General features: G+C 68.0%; 18 protein-coding genes. 12 read left to right on the top strand and 6 right to left on the bottom strand.

What is annotated here, in order from left to right:
* Positions 1–99: 99 nt before the first annotated feature.
* The 3 genes from VGD28_RS10670 to VGD28_RS10660 form a co-directional block, all read right to left on the bottom strand.
* Complete coding sequence (locus VGD28_RS10670) at positions 100–297, bottom strand: hypothetical protein (protein WP_331028326.1); 198 nt, start codon at positions 295–297, stop codon at positions 100–102.
* A gap of 219 nt (positions 298–516) precedes the next feature.
* On the bottom strand, positions 517–1,902 hold the full coding sequence (gene fumC / locus VGD28_RS10665; protein WP_414714491.1) for a class II fumarate hydratase: 1,386 nt from the start codon (positions 1,900–1,902) through the stop codon (positions 517–519).
* Between the two features lie 93 nt (positions 1,903–1,995).
* On the bottom strand, positions 1,996–2,478 hold the full coding sequence (locus tag VGD28_RS10660) for an SspB family protein (RefSeq protein ID WP_331028324.1): 483 nt from the start codon (positions 2,476–2,478) through the stop codon (positions 1,996–1,998).
* 121 nt (positions 2,479–2,599) lie between these two features.
* Between VGD28_RS10660 and hisB the strand changes: the two genes are divergently transcribed.
* From hisB to VGD28_RS10620, 8 genes are all read left to right on the top strand, one after another.
* The gene (gene hisB, locus VGD28_RS10655) at positions 2,600–3,187 is read left to right on the top strand and encodes an imidazoleglycerol-phosphate dehydratase HisB (protein ID WP_331028323.1); all 588 of its coding nucleotides are present in this window, start codon (positions 2,600–2,602) and stop codon (positions 3,185–3,187) included.
* Between the two features lie 161 nt (positions 3,188–3,348).
* Positions 3,349–3,948 (top strand): imidazole glycerol phosphate synthase subunit HisH, encoded by a 600-nt coding sequence (hisH, locus tag VGD28_RS10650; RefSeq protein WP_331028322.1) that lies wholly within the window; start codon positions 3,349–3,351, stop codon positions 3,946–3,948.
* Positions 3,945–4,673, top strand: a complete 729-nt coding sequence (gene hisA, locus VGD28_RS10645; RefSeq protein ID WP_414714490.1) for a 1-(5-phosphoribosyl)-5-[(5-phosphoribosylamino)methylideneamino]imidazole-4-carboxamide isomerase — start codon at positions 3,945–3,947, stop codon at positions 4,671–4,673. The genes hisH and hisA overlap by 4 nt, the downstream gene beginning before the upstream one ends.
* Positions 4,670–5,437, top strand: a complete 768-nt coding sequence (gene hisF, locus VGD28_RS10640) for an imidazole glycerol phosphate synthase subunit HisF (protein ID WP_331028320.1) — start codon at positions 4,670–4,672, stop codon at positions 5,435–5,437. Before hisA ends, hisF begins: the two co-directional genes overlap by 4 nt.
* Before the next feature lie 195 nt (positions 5,438–5,632).
* The gene (locus VGD28_RS10635; protein WP_331028319.1) at positions 5,633–5,827 is read left to right on the top strand and encodes a PEP-CTERM sorting domain-containing protein; all 195 of its coding nucleotides are present in this window, start codon (positions 5,633–5,635) and stop codon (positions 5,825–5,827) included.
* A 256-nt stretch (positions 5,828–6,083) separates the two neighbouring features.
* Positions 6,084–6,404, top strand: coding sequence for a phosphoribosyl-ATP diphosphatase (locus VGD28_RS10630; RefSeq protein ID WP_331028318.1), 321 nt, complete (start codon positions 6,084–6,086; stop codon positions 6,402–6,404).
* 119 nt (positions 6,405–6,523) lie between these two features.
* On the top strand, positions 6,524–6,901 hold the full coding sequence (locus VGD28_RS10625; protein ID WP_331028317.1) for a histidine triad nucleotide-binding protein: 378 nt from the start codon (positions 6,524–6,526) through the stop codon (positions 6,899–6,901).
* A 103-nt stretch (positions 6,902–7,004) separates the two neighbouring features.
* Entirely contained in the window at positions 7,005–8,543 is a 1,539-nt protein-coding gene (locus VGD28_RS10620; protein WP_331028316.1) for an amino acid permease, read from the top strand.
* A 70-nt stretch (positions 8,544–8,613) separates the two neighbouring features.
* Here VGD28_RS10620 and VGD28_RS10615 read toward each other — a convergent pair whose 3' ends face one another.
* Together VGD28_RS10615 and VGD28_RS10610 are read right to left on the bottom strand one after the other, a co-directional pair.
* On the bottom strand, positions 8,614–9,807 hold the full coding sequence (locus VGD28_RS10615) for a GNAT family N-acetyltransferase (protein WP_331028315.1): 1,194 nt from the start codon (positions 9,805–9,807) through the stop codon (positions 8,614–8,616).
* Between the two features lie 68 nt (positions 9,808–9,875).
* The gene (locus VGD28_RS10610) at positions 9,876–10,874 is read right to left on the bottom strand and encodes an adenosine kinase (protein WP_331028314.1); all 999 of its coding nucleotides are present in this window, start codon (positions 10,872–10,874) and stop codon (positions 9,876–9,878) included.
* Positions 10,875–10,971: 97 nt separating this feature from the next.
* Here VGD28_RS10610 and VGD28_RS10605 point away from each other — a divergent pair, with 97 nt between their 5' ends.
* Both VGD28_RS10605 and VGD28_RS10600 read left to right on the top strand, forming a co-directional pair.
* Positions 10,972–11,655 carry an EI24 domain-containing protein gene (locus tag VGD28_RS10605; RefSeq protein ID WP_331028313.1) on the top strand — a complete coding sequence of 228 codons (684 nt, stop codon included), beginning with the start codon at positions 10,972–10,974 and terminating at the stop codon, positions 11,653–11,655.
* A complete protein-coding gene (locus VGD28_RS10600) occupies positions 11,652–12,029 on the top strand; it encodes a hypothetical protein (RefSeq protein WP_331028312.1) in 378 nt (125 codons plus the stop codon). Before VGD28_RS10605 ends, VGD28_RS10600 begins: the two co-directional genes overlap by 4 nt.
* Here the strand turns inward: VGD28_RS10600 and queG are convergent.
* The gene (gene queG, locus VGD28_RS10595; protein ID WP_331028311.1) at positions 12,007–13,059 is read right to left on the bottom strand and encodes a tRNA epoxyqueuosine(34) reductase QueG; all 1,053 of its coding nucleotides are present in this window, start codon (positions 13,057–13,059) and stop codon (positions 12,007–12,009) included. The genes VGD28_RS10600 and queG overlap by 23 nt on opposite strands.
* 175 nt (positions 13,060–13,234) lie before the next feature.
* Here queG and VGD28_RS10590 point away from each other — a divergent pair, with 175 nt between their 5' ends.
* Together VGD28_RS10590 and VGD28_RS10585 are read left to right on the top strand one after the other, a co-directional pair.
* A complete protein-coding gene (locus VGD28_RS10590) occupies positions 13,235–14,176 on the top strand; it encodes an ABC transporter ATP-binding protein (RefSeq protein WP_331028310.1) in 942 nt (313 codons plus the stop codon).
* Positions 14,173–15,417 carry an ABC transporter permease gene (locus VGD28_RS10585; protein WP_331028309.1) on the top strand — a complete coding sequence of 415 codons (1,245 nt, stop codon included), beginning with the start codon at positions 14,173–14,175 and terminating at the stop codon, positions 15,415–15,417. The genes VGD28_RS10590 and VGD28_RS10585 overlap by 4 nt, the downstream gene beginning before the upstream one ends.
* The last annotated feature ends 42 nt before the right edge of the window (positions 15,418–15,459 follow it).

The following is a 15,459-nucleotide window of genomic DNA, read 5'->3' as shown; positions in this document are numbered from 1 at the left end:
CCATCACGGGCTCGCGGCGGCGCTGCGCGCGGCGGGCATCCTGGGTGGCCGGGCGGGGGAGCGGGCCGGCGCCGTCACTGAGCGTAGCGGAATCAAACTCTACGCGCGGCGCGATGCCTTGCGGCGGTCATAGACCTTCTTCGCGACATAAGCGCCACCCAGCGCCACCCCGAGCGGCCCCAGGCGCCGCATCGCGCCCGCCGCGACCCAGCCCAGCGCCGCGCCTTTGGCACCGCCGCTGCCGTCGCGCCGATCGATCTCACGTCCCACCAGCGCGCCGATAACCTTGCCGATCATACTGATTCCTCTTGGCTTTGCTCGCTTCAACAACGGCGCGTTGTCGCGGCGGTTCCCTGAACGGCGGGTGACTTGGATCGGCATTCAATCCTCCCCCGCCAGGGGGAGGTGGCGCGCGCAGCGCGACGGAGGGGGAGGAAACGAGCCGCCAACGTTCTGGAACCCGCCCCCTCCGTCAGCTTCGCTGACACCTCCCCCTGGCGGGGGAGGATTAGAATCCTAACGCCCCACCATCGTCTCGGGCCGCACCAGCCGGTCGAAGGTCGCCTCGTCCACCAGTCCCAGCTTCAGGCCCGCCTCGCGCAAGGTCAGCCCCTCGGCATGCGCGACCTTCGCGATTTTCGCGGCATTGTCGTATCCGATCTCGGGCGCCAGCGCGGTCACCAGCATCAGCGAGCGGCCCACCAGATCGGCGATCTGCCGCTCGTTCGCCTCGATCCCGTCGACGCAACGCTCGGCGAAGCTCGTCATCCCGACGCTCAGCAGATGGATCGATCGCAGCACGTTCGCGCCGATCAGCGGCATGAACACGTTGAGCTCGAAATGCCCCTGCATCCCGCCCACGGTGACCGCCTGATGGTTCCCGATCACTTGCGCCGCGACCATCGTCAGCGATTCGCACTGCGTAGGGTTGACCTTGCCCGGCATGATCGAGCTGCCCGGCTCGTTCGCGGGCAGCGACAGCTCGCCCAGCCCGGAGCGCGGCCCGGAGCCCAGGAAGCGGATGTCGTTGGCGATCTTGTTGAGCGCCACGGCCAGCGTGTTGAGCGCGCCGGAGAAGAAGACCAGCCCGTCCTTCGCCGCGAGCTGCTCGAACTTGTTGGCCGCGCTCTCGAACTCGGTCCCGGTGATGGCGCTGATCGCCGCGGTCATGTCCTCGGCCCAGCCCGCAGGCGCGTTCAAGCCGGTGCCGACCGCGGTGCCGCCGATCGCAAGCTGGCGGATATTGCCGTTCAGCGCCTCCTCGATCCGCACGCGGCAGCTCACCAGCTGCGCGGCATAGCCCGAGAATTCCTGCCCCAGCGTCAGCGGCGTCGCATCCTGCGTGTGGGTGCGGCCGATCTTGACGATATGATCCCACGCCTTCGCCCTGGCGGCCAGCGCCTCCGTCAGCGTCGCCAGCGCCGGGATCAACGCGTCGCGCGTCGCCAGCACTGTCGCGACGTGCAGCGCGGTCGGGAAGCTGTCGTTGGACGACTGGCTCATATTGACGTGATCGTTGGGGTGGACCGGCGCCTTGCCGCCGCGGGTGCCCGCCAGCTTCTCGTTGGCGAAGCCCGCGATCACCTCGTTGACGTTCATGTTGGTCTGGGTGCCGGAGCCGGTCTGCCAGATGACGAGCGGGAATTGGTCGTCCAGCTTGCCCGACACGATCGCCTGCGCCGCATCCTCGATCGCCGCGACGATTTCGGGCGCGAGGCCGTGCCTCGCATTCACCCGCGCCGCGGCCTGCTTCACGATCGCCTGCGCATGGACGATGCCGATCGGCATCCGTTCGGACGGCCCGAACGGGAAATTCTCGATGCTGCGCTGCGTCTGCGCGCCCCAATAGGCGTCCGCGGGCACCTCGATCGCGCCGATCGAGTCGGTTTCGGTGCGGGTCATTTCTACCTCCGTCATCCCAGCGAAAGCTGGGATCTCAGGCGGCGAGCGCAAGCCCTGCGGCACGAGACCCCAGCTTTCGCTGGGGTAACGTCGTTATTTTTTGCGCTTGAAGTCCACCGCGACGACGTTCGATCCGTCCTCGACCGGAGTCACGGTGGGTCCGTCATTCTCGGCCTCGTCATGCGGCTCGGGGCCGTCGGGGTCCTCCGCGGCCTGGAAGCGCAGCTCGAAATTGACCGCCGGATCGTGGAACCCGGTGATCGCCGCGAAGGGAATCACCAGCATCGACGGGATCTGGTTGAAGCTGAGCCCGACCGAGAATCGCTCCTCATCGACCTTCAGGTCCCAGAAGCGGTGCTGCAGGACGATCGTCATCTCGTCCGGAAAGCGCTCGATCAGCCGGTCGGGGATGTCGACACCCGGCGCGCGGGTCTTGAAGGTGATGTAGAAATGGTGCGTGCCGGGCAGCGCGCCGGTCGCCGCGACCTGATCCAGCACGCGGCCGACCACCGCGCGCAGGGCTTCCTGCACGATCTCGTCATAGGGAATCAGGCTGTCGGGCACGCTACCAGTCATGGGTCCATTGCCTACAGGCCTCGCCGCACCGGTCAAGATGGCCTTGCGGGTCAAGCTCAACTCTGGCCGGGGATAGCTCCGCCATCATTGCATGGGCCTGCCACGGCGCTATGGAGCGGCCATGCGCACCGCGACGATCAGCCGCAAGACCAGCGAGACCTCGGTCGACGTGACGGTCAACCTCGACGGCACCGGCGCCTATGCCGTCTCCACCGGCATCGGCTTCTTCGATCACATGCTCGAGCAGCTCTCGCGCCATTCGCTGATCGATCTCGACGTGAAGACGGTCGGCGACCTGCATATCGACCAGCACCACACGGTCGAGGATACCGGCCTCGCGATCGGCGAGGCAGTGGCGAAGGCGCTGGGCGACAAGCGCGGCATCCGCCGCTACGCCGACGCATTGAGCCCGATGGACGAGACGCTGACCCGCGTCGCGATCGACATCTCCGGCCGCCCCTATCTCGTGTGGAAGACAGAGTTCAGCCAGAAGCGCCTCGGCGAGATGGACACCGAGATGTTCGAGCACTGGTTCCACAGCTTCGCGCAGACCGCGGGCGTGACGCTGCACATCGAGACGCTCTACGGGCAGAACAACCACCATATCGCCGAGGCCGCGTTCAAGGGCCTTGCCCGCGCGCTGCGGCAGGCGGTGGAGATCGACCCGCGCAAGGCCGATGCCATCCCCTCGACCAAGGGCACGCTGTGAGCCTCGCATCGCCGGCGGACCGCCGGAAAGACGGTTGATATGTTGGATCTGATTTGCTTGAGTCGCTCGCTTCCCGCGTTCGCCCTCAGACGCCGCCCGGGGAAAGGGCAGATCGAGGACGCGATAGTGTCAACCCTGTGTAAACTTCCGGGCGGCCGCGGATGACGATCGCGCTGATCGATTACGGCGCGGGCAACCTCCACTCGGTCCACAATGCGCTGAAGGCAGCGGGCGCGCGCGACGTCGCCGTCACTGCCGATCCCGATGTGGTGGCGAAGGCGGATCGCATCGTCCTTCCCGGCGTCGGCGCGTTCGGTGCCTGTGCGTCGGGTCTGCGCGCGATCCCCGGCATGGTCGACGCGCTCGACCAGCGCGTGATCGGCGGCGGCGCGCCCTTCCTTGGCGTCTGCGTGGGCATGCAATTGCTCGCCAGGACCGGCGAGGAGCTGGGCACGCATCGAGGCCTGGGCTGGCTCGACGGCACCGTGCGTGCACTGCCAGCGAACAATGTGCGCATCCCGCATATGGGCTGGAACGACGTCGTTCCCGTCGTGCCGCACCCGCTGATCGAGCCGGGCGAGGCCTATTTCCTGCACAGCTTCGCCTATGATGGCGAGGCGGTGCTGGCGACGACCGGGCATGGCGGCCAGGTCGCCGCCGCGATCGGCCGCGACAATTTCGCCGGGGTGCAGTTCCACCCTGAAAAGAGCCAGCGCTACGGGCTGGCGCTCCTCGAACGCTTCCTGAGGTGGAACCCGTGATCGTCTTCCCCGCCATCGACTTGAAAGCCGGCCAGGTCGTCCGCCTGGCCGAGGGCGATATGGCGCGCGCCACCGTCTATGGCGAGAATCCCGCCGCACAGGCCGAAGCCTTCGCCAAGGCGGGGGCGACGCATCTCCATGTCGTCGACCTCGACGGCGCGTTCGCGGGCGAATCGATCAATGGCGGTGCGGTCGCCGCGATCCTCGCACGGTTCCCGGGCAAGGTTCAGCTGGGCGGCGGCATCCGCAACCGCGCCGCGGTCGAGCGCTGGCTCGACATGGGGGTCGCGCGGGTGGTGATCGGCACCGCTGCGCTCGAGGATCCCGATTTCGTCCGCGAGGCGGCCGCCGCGCATCCGGGCCGGATCGTCGTCGCGGTCGATGCGCGCGACGGCTTCGTCGCGACCAAGGGCTGGGCCGATGTCTCCACCGTGTCGGTCGCGGAGCTCGGCAGCCGCTTCGAGGATGCGGGCGTCGCCGCGTTGCTCTTCACCGATGTCGGCCGAGACGGCCTGCTCAAGGGCTGCAATGTCGAGGCGACCGTCGCGCTCGCCGCCGAAGTCTCGATCCCGGTGATCGCCAGCGGCGGCGTTGCCGATATCTCGGACATCCACGCGCTGGTCGGCAAGCCCGGCATCGAGGGCGTGATCACGGGCCGCGCGCTCTATGACGGCCGCCTCGACCTCACCGAGGCGCTCGAGGCCGTCGCCCAAGTCGAACAATGACCGTCCGCGCGCGCGTCATTCCCTGTCTCGACGTCGCCAATGGCCGCGTGGTCAAGGGCGTGAATTTCGTCAATCTGCGCGACGCGGGCGATCCGGTCGAGCAGGCGCGCGCCTATGACGCCGCGGGCGCGGACGAGCTGTGCTTCCTCGACATCACCGCCAGCCACGAGGCGCGCGGCACGATCATCGACGTGGTCCGCCGCACCGCCGAAGTGTGCTTCATGCCCGTCACCGTCGGCGGCGGCGTGCGCACCGCCGAGGACGCGCGCGCGCTCCTCCTCGCCGGCGCGGACAAGGTCGCGGTCAATTCGGCAGCGGTCACCCGCCCCGAGGTGGTGAGCGAGATCGCCGAGCGCTTCGGCAGCCAGTGCGTCGTCGCCTCGGTCGATGCGCGCCGCGTGGCGGAAGGGCGCTGGGAGGTCTTCACCCATGGCGGCCGCAAGCCGACCGGGATCGACGCGGTCGAGCATGCGCTCAATCTCGCGCGGCTCGGCGCAGGTGAATTGCTCCTCACCTCGATGGACCGCGACGGCACGCGCGACGGCTACGACCTCGACCTCATCCGCACCGTCGCGGATCAGGTGACCGTCCCCGTGGTCGCCTCGGGCGGGGTCGGCAATCTCGATCATCTCGTCGCCGGCATCCGCGACGGCCATGCCAGCGCCGTGCTCGCCGCCTCGATCTTCCATTTCGGCGAAGCGAGCATCGCCGACGCCCATGCCGCGCTCGCCGCAGCGGGGATTCCCGTCCGCAGCGTCGGTTAACTTGACAGTTACCCTGTTTGCCCGCGCATCGTTAACCAGCCAATCGCGCTGAATCCCCCGCGCTGCCGCTTCTGGCCGCCTTCTTGCTGCCGTCCCTTCCCGTCAACGGGAAGGAGAATCTCAATGACGCGAATGACGATCTGTCTCGCGGCCGTCGCGACAGCAATTGCGCTGCCCGCCACGTCCGCATTTGCCATGGATACCCCGCCTGCATCGACACCGGGCGGGAGCACGTCGAGCGGCGGTGCCCCGAGCTCCTCGGGCGGCAGTCCTCCCAGTTCATCGGGCGGTCCCGCCGCGATCCCGGAGCCTGCCGCGATCGGCCTGTTCGCGCTGGGCATCGCCGGCGCCGCGCTGATGCGCCGCCGTCAGCGCCGCAAGCCCGACTGAGGTTCACCTTTTGGCAGGGCAGCGGCCTTATGCTCGCGCGCATGATCCGCGCCCTGCCCCTTCTGCTGCTCGCCGCTACACCCGCACTCGCCGCGCATAGCGGGGAGGTTTCACGGCGTTCGATGCCCGAATTGTCGGATCTCGCGCTCGCCGCGATGGCCGCGGGCGGGATCTGGCTCGCCCAGCGCGCGATGCGCCGCCGCAAGCGCAAGCCCGAGGATTGACACCGGCGCGCCGCTGGAGGACTGCCCTTCGCATGGCCGCCGACATCCTCGACACGCTCGAAGCCGTGATCCGCGAGCGCCGCACCGGCGATCCCGCAACCTCCTATGTCGCCAAGCTGACTGCGAAGGGCCGCGCCAAGATCGCGCAGAAGCTCGGCGAGGAAGCGGTCGAGGCGGCGATCGCCGCGGTGCAGGACGACCGCCAGGGCTTCACCGGCGAGGCGGCGGACCTGATCTTCCACCTCCTCGTCCTGCTCGCGGATGCCGGACTGTCGCTCGACGACGTCCGCGCCGAGCTCGCCCGCCGCGAGGGCATTTCCGGAATCGACGAGAAGGCTGCGCGGACAGGATAGAGTCCGTTCGCCCCCGGCCTTGGCGCCGGGGTTGTCGAAGCGTCGTTTTTCCTCTTTGGTCAGCCGCGAGAAGGACAGGGCTTCGACAAGCTCAGCCCGAACGGATGGAGATATCCCCCATGCCCATCGACGCCACGCGTCCCTACGATCCCCAGAACATCTTCGCGAAGATCCTCCGCGACGAGATCCCTTCAAAACGCGTCTATGAGGACGAGTTCGCGATCGCCTTCCACGACATCAACCCGCTCGCGCCCACCCATCTGCTGGTGATCCCGCGCGGCGCCTATGTCTCGTGGGACGACTTCTCCGCACGCGCCACCGACGTTGAGATTGCGGGATTCGTGCGTGCCGTGGGCACCGTCGCGCGGGAGGCTGGCGCGGTCGAGCCGGGCTATCGCCTGCTCGCCAATGTCGGCCTGAACAGCGGACAGGAAGTGCCCCACCTCCATGTCCATGTCTTCGCCGGCAAGCCTTTGGGACCAATGCTCGCGCGATAAAGCGTTACACTGGGGGATTGCGCCATCCCATTTTGCGGTTAGGCTCCCGGCTTTCGTATCAGCGGCGACAGGGCAAGAGCCACGCCGCATTGGGGGAAGTTGCATGATTTTCGGGCGCGTAAAGCCACTCGACGCCATCCTAGCCACTGCCGAGAAGAAGTCGCTCCACCGTTCGCTGGGAGCGTTCCAGCTCACCATGCTCGGTATTGGCGCGGTGATCGGCACCGGCATCTTCGTTCTTACCGCCGAAGCCGCGCAAAAGGCCGGCCCGGGCATGATGCTGTCGTTCGTGATTGCCGGCGTCGTCTGTGCGGTCGCGGCGCTCTGCTATGCCGAGATGGCCGCGATGGTGCCGGTCTCCGGCTCCGCCTACACCTATAGCTACGCCGTGATGGGCGAGCTGATCGCGTGGATGGTCGGCTGGGCGTTGATCCTCGAATATGCCGTGGCGGCGGGCGCCGTCTCGGTCGGGTGGTCGGGCTATGTCGTCGGATTGATCGAGAACGCCTTCGCGATCGACATACCGGACGCGCTGGTGCGGGGCCCCTATGACGGCGGCCTCATCAACCTGCCCGCGATGCTCATCGCCGCGCTGGTCACCTGGCTGCTCGTGATCGGCACCAAGGAAAGTGCGCTCGTCAACTCGATCCTCGTCGCGGTCAAGGTAGCGGCGCTGACGCTGTTCATCGTGCTCGCGATCCCCGTGATGAACATGCAGAATTTCGAGCCCTTCTCGCCGCTCGGCTTCGCCGGCGTGTCGGCGGCCGCGGCATCGATCTTCTTCGCTTATGTCGGGTTCGACGCGGTCTCGACCGCGGCCGAGGAAACCAAGAACCCCCAGCGCAACATGCCGATCGGCCTGATCGGCTCGCTCGCCATCTGCACCATCTTCTACCTGCTAGTCGCCGCCGGCGTGATCGGCAGCGTCGGCGCCCAGCCGCTGCTCGGCCCTGACGGCGCGGCGCTGCCCCCGGGCAGCACCGATTTGGCCAAGGCATGCGTCGAAACCGCCGCCGCGACCGGCAAGGAAGCGGTGGTCTGCTCAAAGGAAGCGCTCGCCTGGACGCTGCGGGAAATCGGCTGGCCCCAGATCGGCAACCTGATCGGCCTCGCTGCCGGCCTGGCGCTGCCCTCGGTCATCCTGATGATGATGTTTGGCCAGACCCGCATCTTCTTCGTGATGAGCCGTGACGGTCTGCTTCCGGCCATGTTCTCCAAGGTCCATCCGAAGTTCCACACGCCGCACGTCATCACCATCATGACGGGCGTGTTCGTCGCGCTGTTCGCGGCCTTCTTCCCGGTCGGCAAGCTCGCCGACATTTCCAACTCGGGCACGCTGTTCGCCTTCGCCGCGGTGTCGATCGCCGTGCTGGTGCTTCGCCGTACCGATCCGGACCGCAAGCGGCCGTTCCGCACGCCGCTGATCATCATCACCGCGCCGTTCGCGATCCTTGGCTGCGCCTATCTGTTCTACAGCCTTGGCCACGACACCAAGATGATGTTCGTAGGCTGGGCGGTGGTCGGTCTGATCGTCTATTTCGGCTACAGCCGCCGCAAGAGCCATGTCGGCCGCGGCATCGTCGAGACTCCCGAGCATGAGGCTTATCAGGAGCTCGACCCGCCGGTTCCCGGCACGCACTGAGCCGCTTTTGGCGACTGAACAGGGGCCGGGAGAGCAAATCTCCCGGCCCCTTCTTCATGCCGGCTCCGGCCTACTCCGCGAAGGTCAGTACCGTGGCCGCCAGCGCGCCCAACGCGAGCAGCGCCTCGATCCGCCCGCGGTCGCCACGCTCGTGCCCCGCATCGCGAAGCTTCGACGCGGCGAGATAGGCTTCGCGCGCGATCTCGGACTCCGCACCCCAGCGCAGCCGCAGCAGCGACGCAGCCGGCCGGTTGCGCACGATCAGCAGGTCCAGGATCTCCGGCCCCGCCACCGCGCCCATCTCGCGCTTGTAGCCCGAATCGCCCGCGCCGAGGTCGATCGTCTCGACCCCTGCCCTTCGCGCCTGCTCGAGTTGATGGGCCGTCACGATCTTGCCCGGGCGGAACGCGGCGAAACGCGGGTCGTAGCTGCTGGCAATGCCATATTGCATGGTGCCGGAACGGAGATCGAACGAGAAGGCCGCAGGCTTGCCGCCAACCGACAGGATCGTTGCCGAAAGCGCCTGCGCGAGCACCGGATCCGCCATCATCTCGATCCAGCCCGCGCGCTTGGCATCGGTCAGGAACTTGGCGCCAGTGCCGTCGGTCCCGGTGCCGACCCAGCTCGCCGCTTCGATCGCCGCCAGACGGTCGAACACCGCGCGGGTCCAACCCGCCCCGCTTACCTCACGGATCGTCACTTCGCCCAGTTGCGCCAGCTGGCGCTCGTAATTGGCCAGCCGCCGCCGCGTCGATCGCCGCGGCCAGCTGTCGTCCCGCGTATCGAACAGGAAGGTGCGGCCGAGCTTGCGGGTCAGCACCGTCCAGCCGCCCGCCGCCGCGGCGCGCTTGATCCGCACCGTCGCAGGATCGTCGGCATAGATCGGCCCGATCCGCCACGCCGGGCCGAGCGCGGCGATGCTCGCCGGGTTCGCGAAGAACGCTGACAGCTCCGCGCCCGATGCCTCGGGATTGAGCGGGATCGAACGATAGGGCCAGTAGCTCCCCGGAACGCTCCGCGCGCCGATCAGGGCAGGTCCCAGCGGCGTGGTGGGGAGAGCCGCGATCGGCGTGCCATCGGGCCGGATCGCCGCCAGGGTGACGGCACCTTCGCCAGCTGCCATCCGATACCAGGCAGCGCGCAGGAAATGGTGATGCGGGTCCGTGCGCGCCGCCAGATCGTCGAGCAGCGCAGGGACGCCATTGTGCAGCCGGACGACGATCGTCGGCGCATATGCCCGTTCTGCCTTCCGTGCCTGCAACATCCACCCTCCCGCGCTCGCGCACGGGATAGCGGCAAATCGCTGACATAAGGTAAGCGCCCGGGCGGTGCTCAGCCGAGCTTCGCCACCGCCAGCGCCTTCAGATCGACCTCGGGCCGCGCGCCATAATGGCTGATGATCTCCGCGGCACACACCGCGCCAAGCTTCAGCGACTTCTCGAGGCTCCAGCCCTGCGCCTGGCCGTGCAGGAAGCCCGCCGCGAACAGGTCGCCCGCGCCGGTGGTGTCGATCACCTTGTCGATCGGCTCGGCCGGCACAGCGGCGCGCTCGCCATTGGAGATCGCGATCGCCCCCTTCTCGCTGCGCGTCACCACCAGCACCGGCACCTGCGCGGCGATCTTGGCGATCGCCTCCTCGCAATCGTCCAGCTCGGCCAGCGCCAGCAGCTCATTCTCGTTGGCGAACAGGATGTCGACCAGCCCTTCGGCGATCAGCGCGCGGAAGTCGCCGCCATGGCGGCTGATGCAGAACACATCCGACAGAGTGAACGCAACCTTGCGGCCTGCGCCGCGTGCGATGTCGATCGCGGCACGCATCGCCTGGCGCGGTTCCTCGGGGTCCCACAGATAGCCTTCGAGGTACAGGATCGCGCCGCCGGCGATCAGGTCGCGGTCCAGCGCCTTTTCGGGCAGGAACTGCGACGCGCCGAGGAAGGTGTTCATCGTGCGCTGCCCGTCGGGCGTCACGAAGATCAGGCAACGCGCGGTGGACGGCGGACCCGAGCGGACTTCGGTATCGAAATCGACGCCGGTGGCGCGCAGATCGTGCGCGAACACCTGGCCGAGCTGATCGTCGGCGACCTGGCCGATGAACGCGCAGCGGCTGCCCAGCGCGGCCATGCCGGCGACGGTGTTGCCCGCCGACCCGCCCGAAACCTCACGCCCCGGCCCCATCCGGCCGTACAGCGCATCGGCCTCTTCGGGGGAGAAGATCAGCTGCATCGATCCCTTGGCGACACCGATCTCCTCGATGAAGCTATCCTCGGCCGAGGCGAGGACGTCGACGATGGCGTTGCCGATGGCGACGACGTCATGCACGGGTGCGGTCACATTGGTCTCCGATGAAAGTTTTCGCGCGCCTAGTGGACGCGGCGCCGCCACGCAACTGCGTTGACTTATCCGCCCGCGCCGGCCCATCCATGCCGCGATGCTCGACGCCTTCCTTCTCTCGGTCCGCCAGCTCGGCGACAAGCGGATCCTGGGCGTGTTCGTGAAGTCGATGCTGCTCACGCTGGCGATCTTCGCGGCGCTGGGCACGACGCTATGGTTCGGGGTCGATGCACTGGTCGATCACTATTTCGACGCCGGCGACAGCATTGCCAGCCTCGTCGCGGCGGCGGCATTGCTGCTGGCGGCGCTTGGCGCCTGGCTGCTGTTCCGCGTGATCGCGATCGCGGTGATCGGCGTCTTCGCCGACGAAGTCGTCCATGCCGTCGAGGCGAAGCACTATCCCGAGCGCTTCGCTGCCGCGCGCGACCTCAGCCTAGCACGGTCGCTCGGCATTGGCGTCAGGTCCGCGCTCCGCGCCGTGCTGGTCAACCTCGTCCTCGCGCCGCTCTATATCGTCCTGCTCGTCACCGGCGTCGGCACTGCGCTCGCCTTCTTCCTCGTCAACTCCTGGTTGCTCGGCCGCGATCTGGGAGACATGGTCGCGGTGCGGCACCTGCCCGCCGATGACCTCGCCCGCTGGCGCGGCGCGACCCGGCTGTCGCGGTTCACGCTGGGTGCAGCCGGCACCGCGTTGTTCTTGGTGCCGTTCGTCAATTTCGTCGCGCCCGTCCTCGGTGCGGCGATGGCGACGCACCTGTTCCACCGGAGGACCACCCCTTGAAGATCATTGCCCCCGCCGCCCTGCTCGTCCTGCTCGCCGGATGCGGGGGTGGCGGCACGCCGCCGCCGGTAGTCCGCGCCGCGCCGGTTCCGGTGCCGCACCAGCCCGGCATGGCCGCGCTCACCACGGTGATGGGGCAGAACGCCAACGGCCTGATCTCCCAGTTCGGCCGCCCCCAGCTCGATGTCAGTGAAGGCAGCGCGCGCAAGCTCCAGTTCGCCGGGCCGATCTGCGTGCTCGACGCCTATCTCTATCCGCCCAAGTCCGGCCGCGGCGATGCCACCGTCACCTTCGCCGAGACCCGCCAGCGCGACGGCAAGCCGATCGACCAGTCGAGCTGCGCCGCCGCCCTTAAGGCAAACCGCGGGAAATAAGCCGCGCGCGCGCCCAGTCGGCGGCTTCGGCCACCACCGGATCGGGGTCGTCCAGCAGCATCTCCACGACAGGGAGCAACGCGGCGTCGCCGCTGTTCCCCGCCGCGATCAAGCAATTGCGCATCATCCGGTCGCGCCCGATCCGCTTGATCGGCGAGCCGGAGAAGACCTGCCGGAACCCGGCATCGTCCAGCGCCAGCAGATCGGCCAACTGGGGCGCGGTCAGCTCGGCGCGCGGCGCGAAGGACAGGTTCGCCGCCGCTGCGGCAGCGAACTTGTTCCAGGGGCACACCGCCAGGCAATCGTCACAGCCATAGATACGGTTGCCGATCCCTTCGCGAAGCTCCTCCGGGATCGGTCCCTTGAGCTCGATCGTCAGGTAAGAGATGCAGCGCCGCGCATCGAGCTGATAGGGCGCGGGGAAGGCATCGGTCGGGCATGCGGTCTGGCATGCATCGCACGATCCGCACCCGCCGCGCTCGCGATCGCTCGGTTCCAACTCCAGCGTGGTGTAGATCGCCCCCAGGAACAACCAGCTGCCATGGTCTCGGCTGACCAGATTGGTATGCTTGCCCTGCCACCCCAGCCCCGCCGCCTCGGCGAGCGGCTTCTCCATCACCGGCGCGGTATCGACGAACACCTTGAGGTCGCACCCCGCCTCCTGCGCCAGCCAGCGGCCCAGCGCCTTCAGCGCCTTCTTCATCACATCGTGATAATCGGCGCCCTGTGCATAGATAGAGATGCGCCCGTGATCGCCGACCTCGGCCAGTGCCAGCGGATCGTTGGCTGGTGCATAGCTCATCCCCAGCGAGATCACGCTGCGCACCTCCGGCCATAGCCCCACCGGACTCTCGCGATGATGCGCGCGCTCAGCCATCCAGATCATGTCGCCATGCCGCCCATCGGCCAGCCATTCGTGCAGCCGCCTGCCCGCCAGCGGCGCGGCGTCGGCGCGCGCGAAGCCGCAGGCCGCGAAGCCCAGCTCCGCCGCCTTTTCACGGATTCGCGCTTCGATTGGGCGGTTCAGCATGGCTGAACCGCACGGCACCGGCCCGCTCCCCCACCCGGCCACCCATATGATGCTGTCGCTGGGTGGCCGGGTGGGGGAGCGGGCCGGTGCCGCTTCAGCGAAGCTGAACAATATGGCGTCTTGCCGGACTGCATCACCGCCCGCTACCACGACCGGAGAGCTAAGGGGATTCCTGTTGCAGAACGAACTGGCGGTCAGCGCCACCGCATTGGTGAAGCGCTTCGGCAACCGCCGCGTGGTGGATGGTGTCGACATCGCGGTGCCCAAGGGCATGATCTACGGCGTGCTCGGCCCCAACGGCGCGGGCAAGACGACCACCCTGCGCATGCTGCTGGGCATCATCGAGCCGGACGAGGGCGATCGCACCCTGCTCGGCAACGACCGTCCGCGCGAGGTGAGCGACCATGTCGGCTATCTTCCGGAAGAGCGCGGCCTCTATCCGTCGATGAAGACGACGCAGGCGATCGCCTTCATGGGCGCGCTGCGCGGACTCGACTGGCGCACCGGCCGCACGCGTGCGGTTGAGCTGATGGAAGCCGCAGGCCTCGGCCATGCCACCGACCAGAAGATCCGCAAGCTCTCCAAGGGCATGGCCCAGCTCGTGCAATTGCTCGGCTCGGTCGTCCACCGGCCTGACCTGCTCGTGCTCGACGAGCCCTTTTCGGGCCTCGATCCGGTCAACCAGGAGCGGCTCGAGAAGCTCATCCTCGCCGAGCGCGACCGCGGCGCGACCGTGCTCTTCTCCACCCACGTCATGGCGCATGCCGAGCGACTATGCGATCGCCTCGCGATCATCGCGGGCGGCAAGGTCCGTTTCGAGGGCACCGTCGCCGATGCCCGCGCCACCCTCCCGTTCAAGGCGCACTATGTTCCGCATCATCCGAACGACGGCATCCGCGCGCTGCTCCCTGCCGATGCGGTGCCCGAAGGTGACGGCTGGCGCTTCACGCTGCCCGACGAAGGAATCGAGGGCATTCTCGTGAAGCTGATCGACGCCGGCTACGGCATCTCCGGCCTGTCGATCGAGCGACCGAGCCTGCACGACGTGTTCGTCCGCATCGTCGGCGCGAAGGCGCTCGCCGAGGCGGAAGCGTTGGAAGCGGAGGCGCAGCCATGAGCAGCCCCACCATGACCAGCATTGCCCGCCTGATCCGCCAGACCCTGACCATCGCCCGCCGCGATTTCGTCGCGACGGTGTTCACCCCCACCTTCCTGCTCTTCCTGTTCGCACCGCTGATGATGGTCGGCTTCGGAGCAGTCGGCGGCGGCGCCGCGATGTCGATCACCAAGAGCGGCGACGACAAAGCGCGGGTCGTCCTGCTCGCCAGCGGCGACCAGGCGCGCGTCGCGGTCGCCGCGGACCGAAGGCTTCGTCAGATGTTCCGCCCGATCGAGCAGCCCGCCCGGCTGATCGTCGAGAGCCCGGCAGCCAATCCAGAGGCGCAGGCACGCGCGATGTTCGATCGCAAGGAAAGCGACACCTACGCCGTGATGTACGGCCCGCTGGACAAGCCGCAGATCCTGCACAGCGTCAACGGCACCCGCTCGGCCGACTATCTCGCAGCGCTGGCCGATCAGGTGCTGCGTGCCCAGCGCGCCGGCACCTCGGCCCCGCTCAGCGAGGCGACCAAGAGCGTCGTCACCCGCGCTGGTTCCACGACCGGGGGGCATGGCCAGGCCGCCTTCTTCGCCGTCACCGCGCTGTTCATGATCAGCCTTCTGCTCGCAGGCCAGGTCGTCGGCACCATGGCCGAGGAACGCTCGAACAAGGTGATCGAGGTCCTCGCCGCCGCGGTCCCGCTCGAAAGCGTGTTCTTCGGCAAGCTGATCGGCATGTTCGGCGTCGCGCTGCTGTTCCTCGGCTTCTGGGGCACGGTGATCGTCAATGTCGGCTCGCTGCTCCCGACGAAGCTCGCCACCGCGTTCATCGATGTCGGCCCGGCGGTCGGGCTGCCGATGTTCGGGCTGCTCTTCTTCGCCTATTTCGTGACCTCCTACATGCTGCTCGGCGCGGTCTTCCTCGGGCTCGGTGCGCAGGCGTCGACCCAGCGCGAGCTGCAGATGATGTCGCTGCCGATCACCATCTTCCAGGTCGCGATGTGGGGCCTCGCTTCGGCCACCGCGCTCAGCCCGGACAGCGGGCTTGCGACTGCCGCGGCCGCCTTCCCGTTCAGCTCGCCCTTCGCGATGGTCGCGCGCGCCGCCAATTCGCCCGAGCTCTGGCCGCATCTGCTTGCGCTCGGCTGGCAGGCGCTGTGGGTCGCGATCACCGTCACCGTCGCAGCGCGGCTGTTCCGGCGCGGCGTGCTCCAGTCGGGCAGCCCCGGGCTGCGGCGACGCAAGAAGGCGGCGGCCTGACGTTTCGCCGCAGCACTATTGACAATCCTGTAAGTTAAGCCA

This window comes from Sphingomonas sp. (assembly GCF_036402235.1).
GTDB lineage: Bacteria > Pseudomonadota > Alphaproteobacteria > Sphingomonadales > Sphingomonadaceae > Sphingomonas.
Note: the sequence above shows the minus strand (reverse complement) of the source record. Positions and strands in the feature narration are given on the sequence as shown.

Coding starts and splice junctions, on each gene's coding strand:
- VGD28_RS10670 (WP_331028326.1), bottom strand. CDS start 297: ATGATCGGCAAGGTTATCGGCGCGCTGGTGGGACGTGAGATCGATCGG.
- fumC (WP_414714491.1), bottom strand. CDS start 1,902: ATGACCCGCACCGAAACCGACTCGATCGGCGCGATCGAGGTGCCCGCG.
- VGD28_RS10660 (WP_331028324.1), bottom strand. CDS start 2,478: ATGACTGGTAGCGTGCCCGACAGCCTGATTCCCTATGACGAGATCGTG.
- hisB (WP_331028323.1), top strand. CDS start 2,600: ATGCGCACCGCGACGATCAGCCGCAAGACCAGCGAGACCTCGGTCGAC.
- hisH (WP_331028322.1), top strand. CDS start 3,349: ATGACGATCGCGCTGATCGATTACGGCGCGGGCAACCTCCACTCGGTC.
- hisF (WP_331028320.1), top strand. CDS start 4,670: ATGACCGTCCGCGCGCGCGTCATTCCCTGTCTCGACGTCGCCAATGGC.
- VGD28_RS10635 (WP_331028319.1), top strand. CDS start 5,633: ATGGATACCCCGCCTGCATCGACACCGGGCGGGAGCACGTCGAGCGGC.
- VGD28_RS10630 (WP_331028318.1), top strand. CDS start 6,084: ATGGCCGCCGACATCCTCGACACGCTCGAAGCCGTGATCCGCGAGCGC.
- VGD28_RS10625 (WP_331028317.1), top strand. CDS start 6,524: ATGCCCATCGACGCCACGCGTCCCTACGATCCCCAGAACATCTTCGCG.
- VGD28_RS10620 (WP_331028316.1), top strand. CDS start 7,005: ATGATTTTCGGGCGCGTAAAGCCACTCGACGCCATCCTAGCCACTGCC.
- VGD28_RS10615 (WP_331028315.1), bottom strand. CDS start 9,807: ATGTTGCAGGCACGGAAGGCAGAACGGGCATATGCGCCGACGATCGTC.
- VGD28_RS10605 (WP_331028313.1), top strand. CDS start 10,972: ATGCTCGACGCCTTCCTTCTCTCGGTCCGCCAGCTCGGCGACAAGCGG.
- queG (WP_331028311.1), bottom strand. CDS start 13,059: ATGCTGAACCGCCCAATCGAAGCGCGAATCCGTGAAAAGGCGGCGGAG.
- VGD28_RS10585 (WP_331028309.1), top strand. CDS start 14,173: ATGAGCAGCCCCACCATGACCAGCATTGCCCGCCTGATCCGCCAGACC.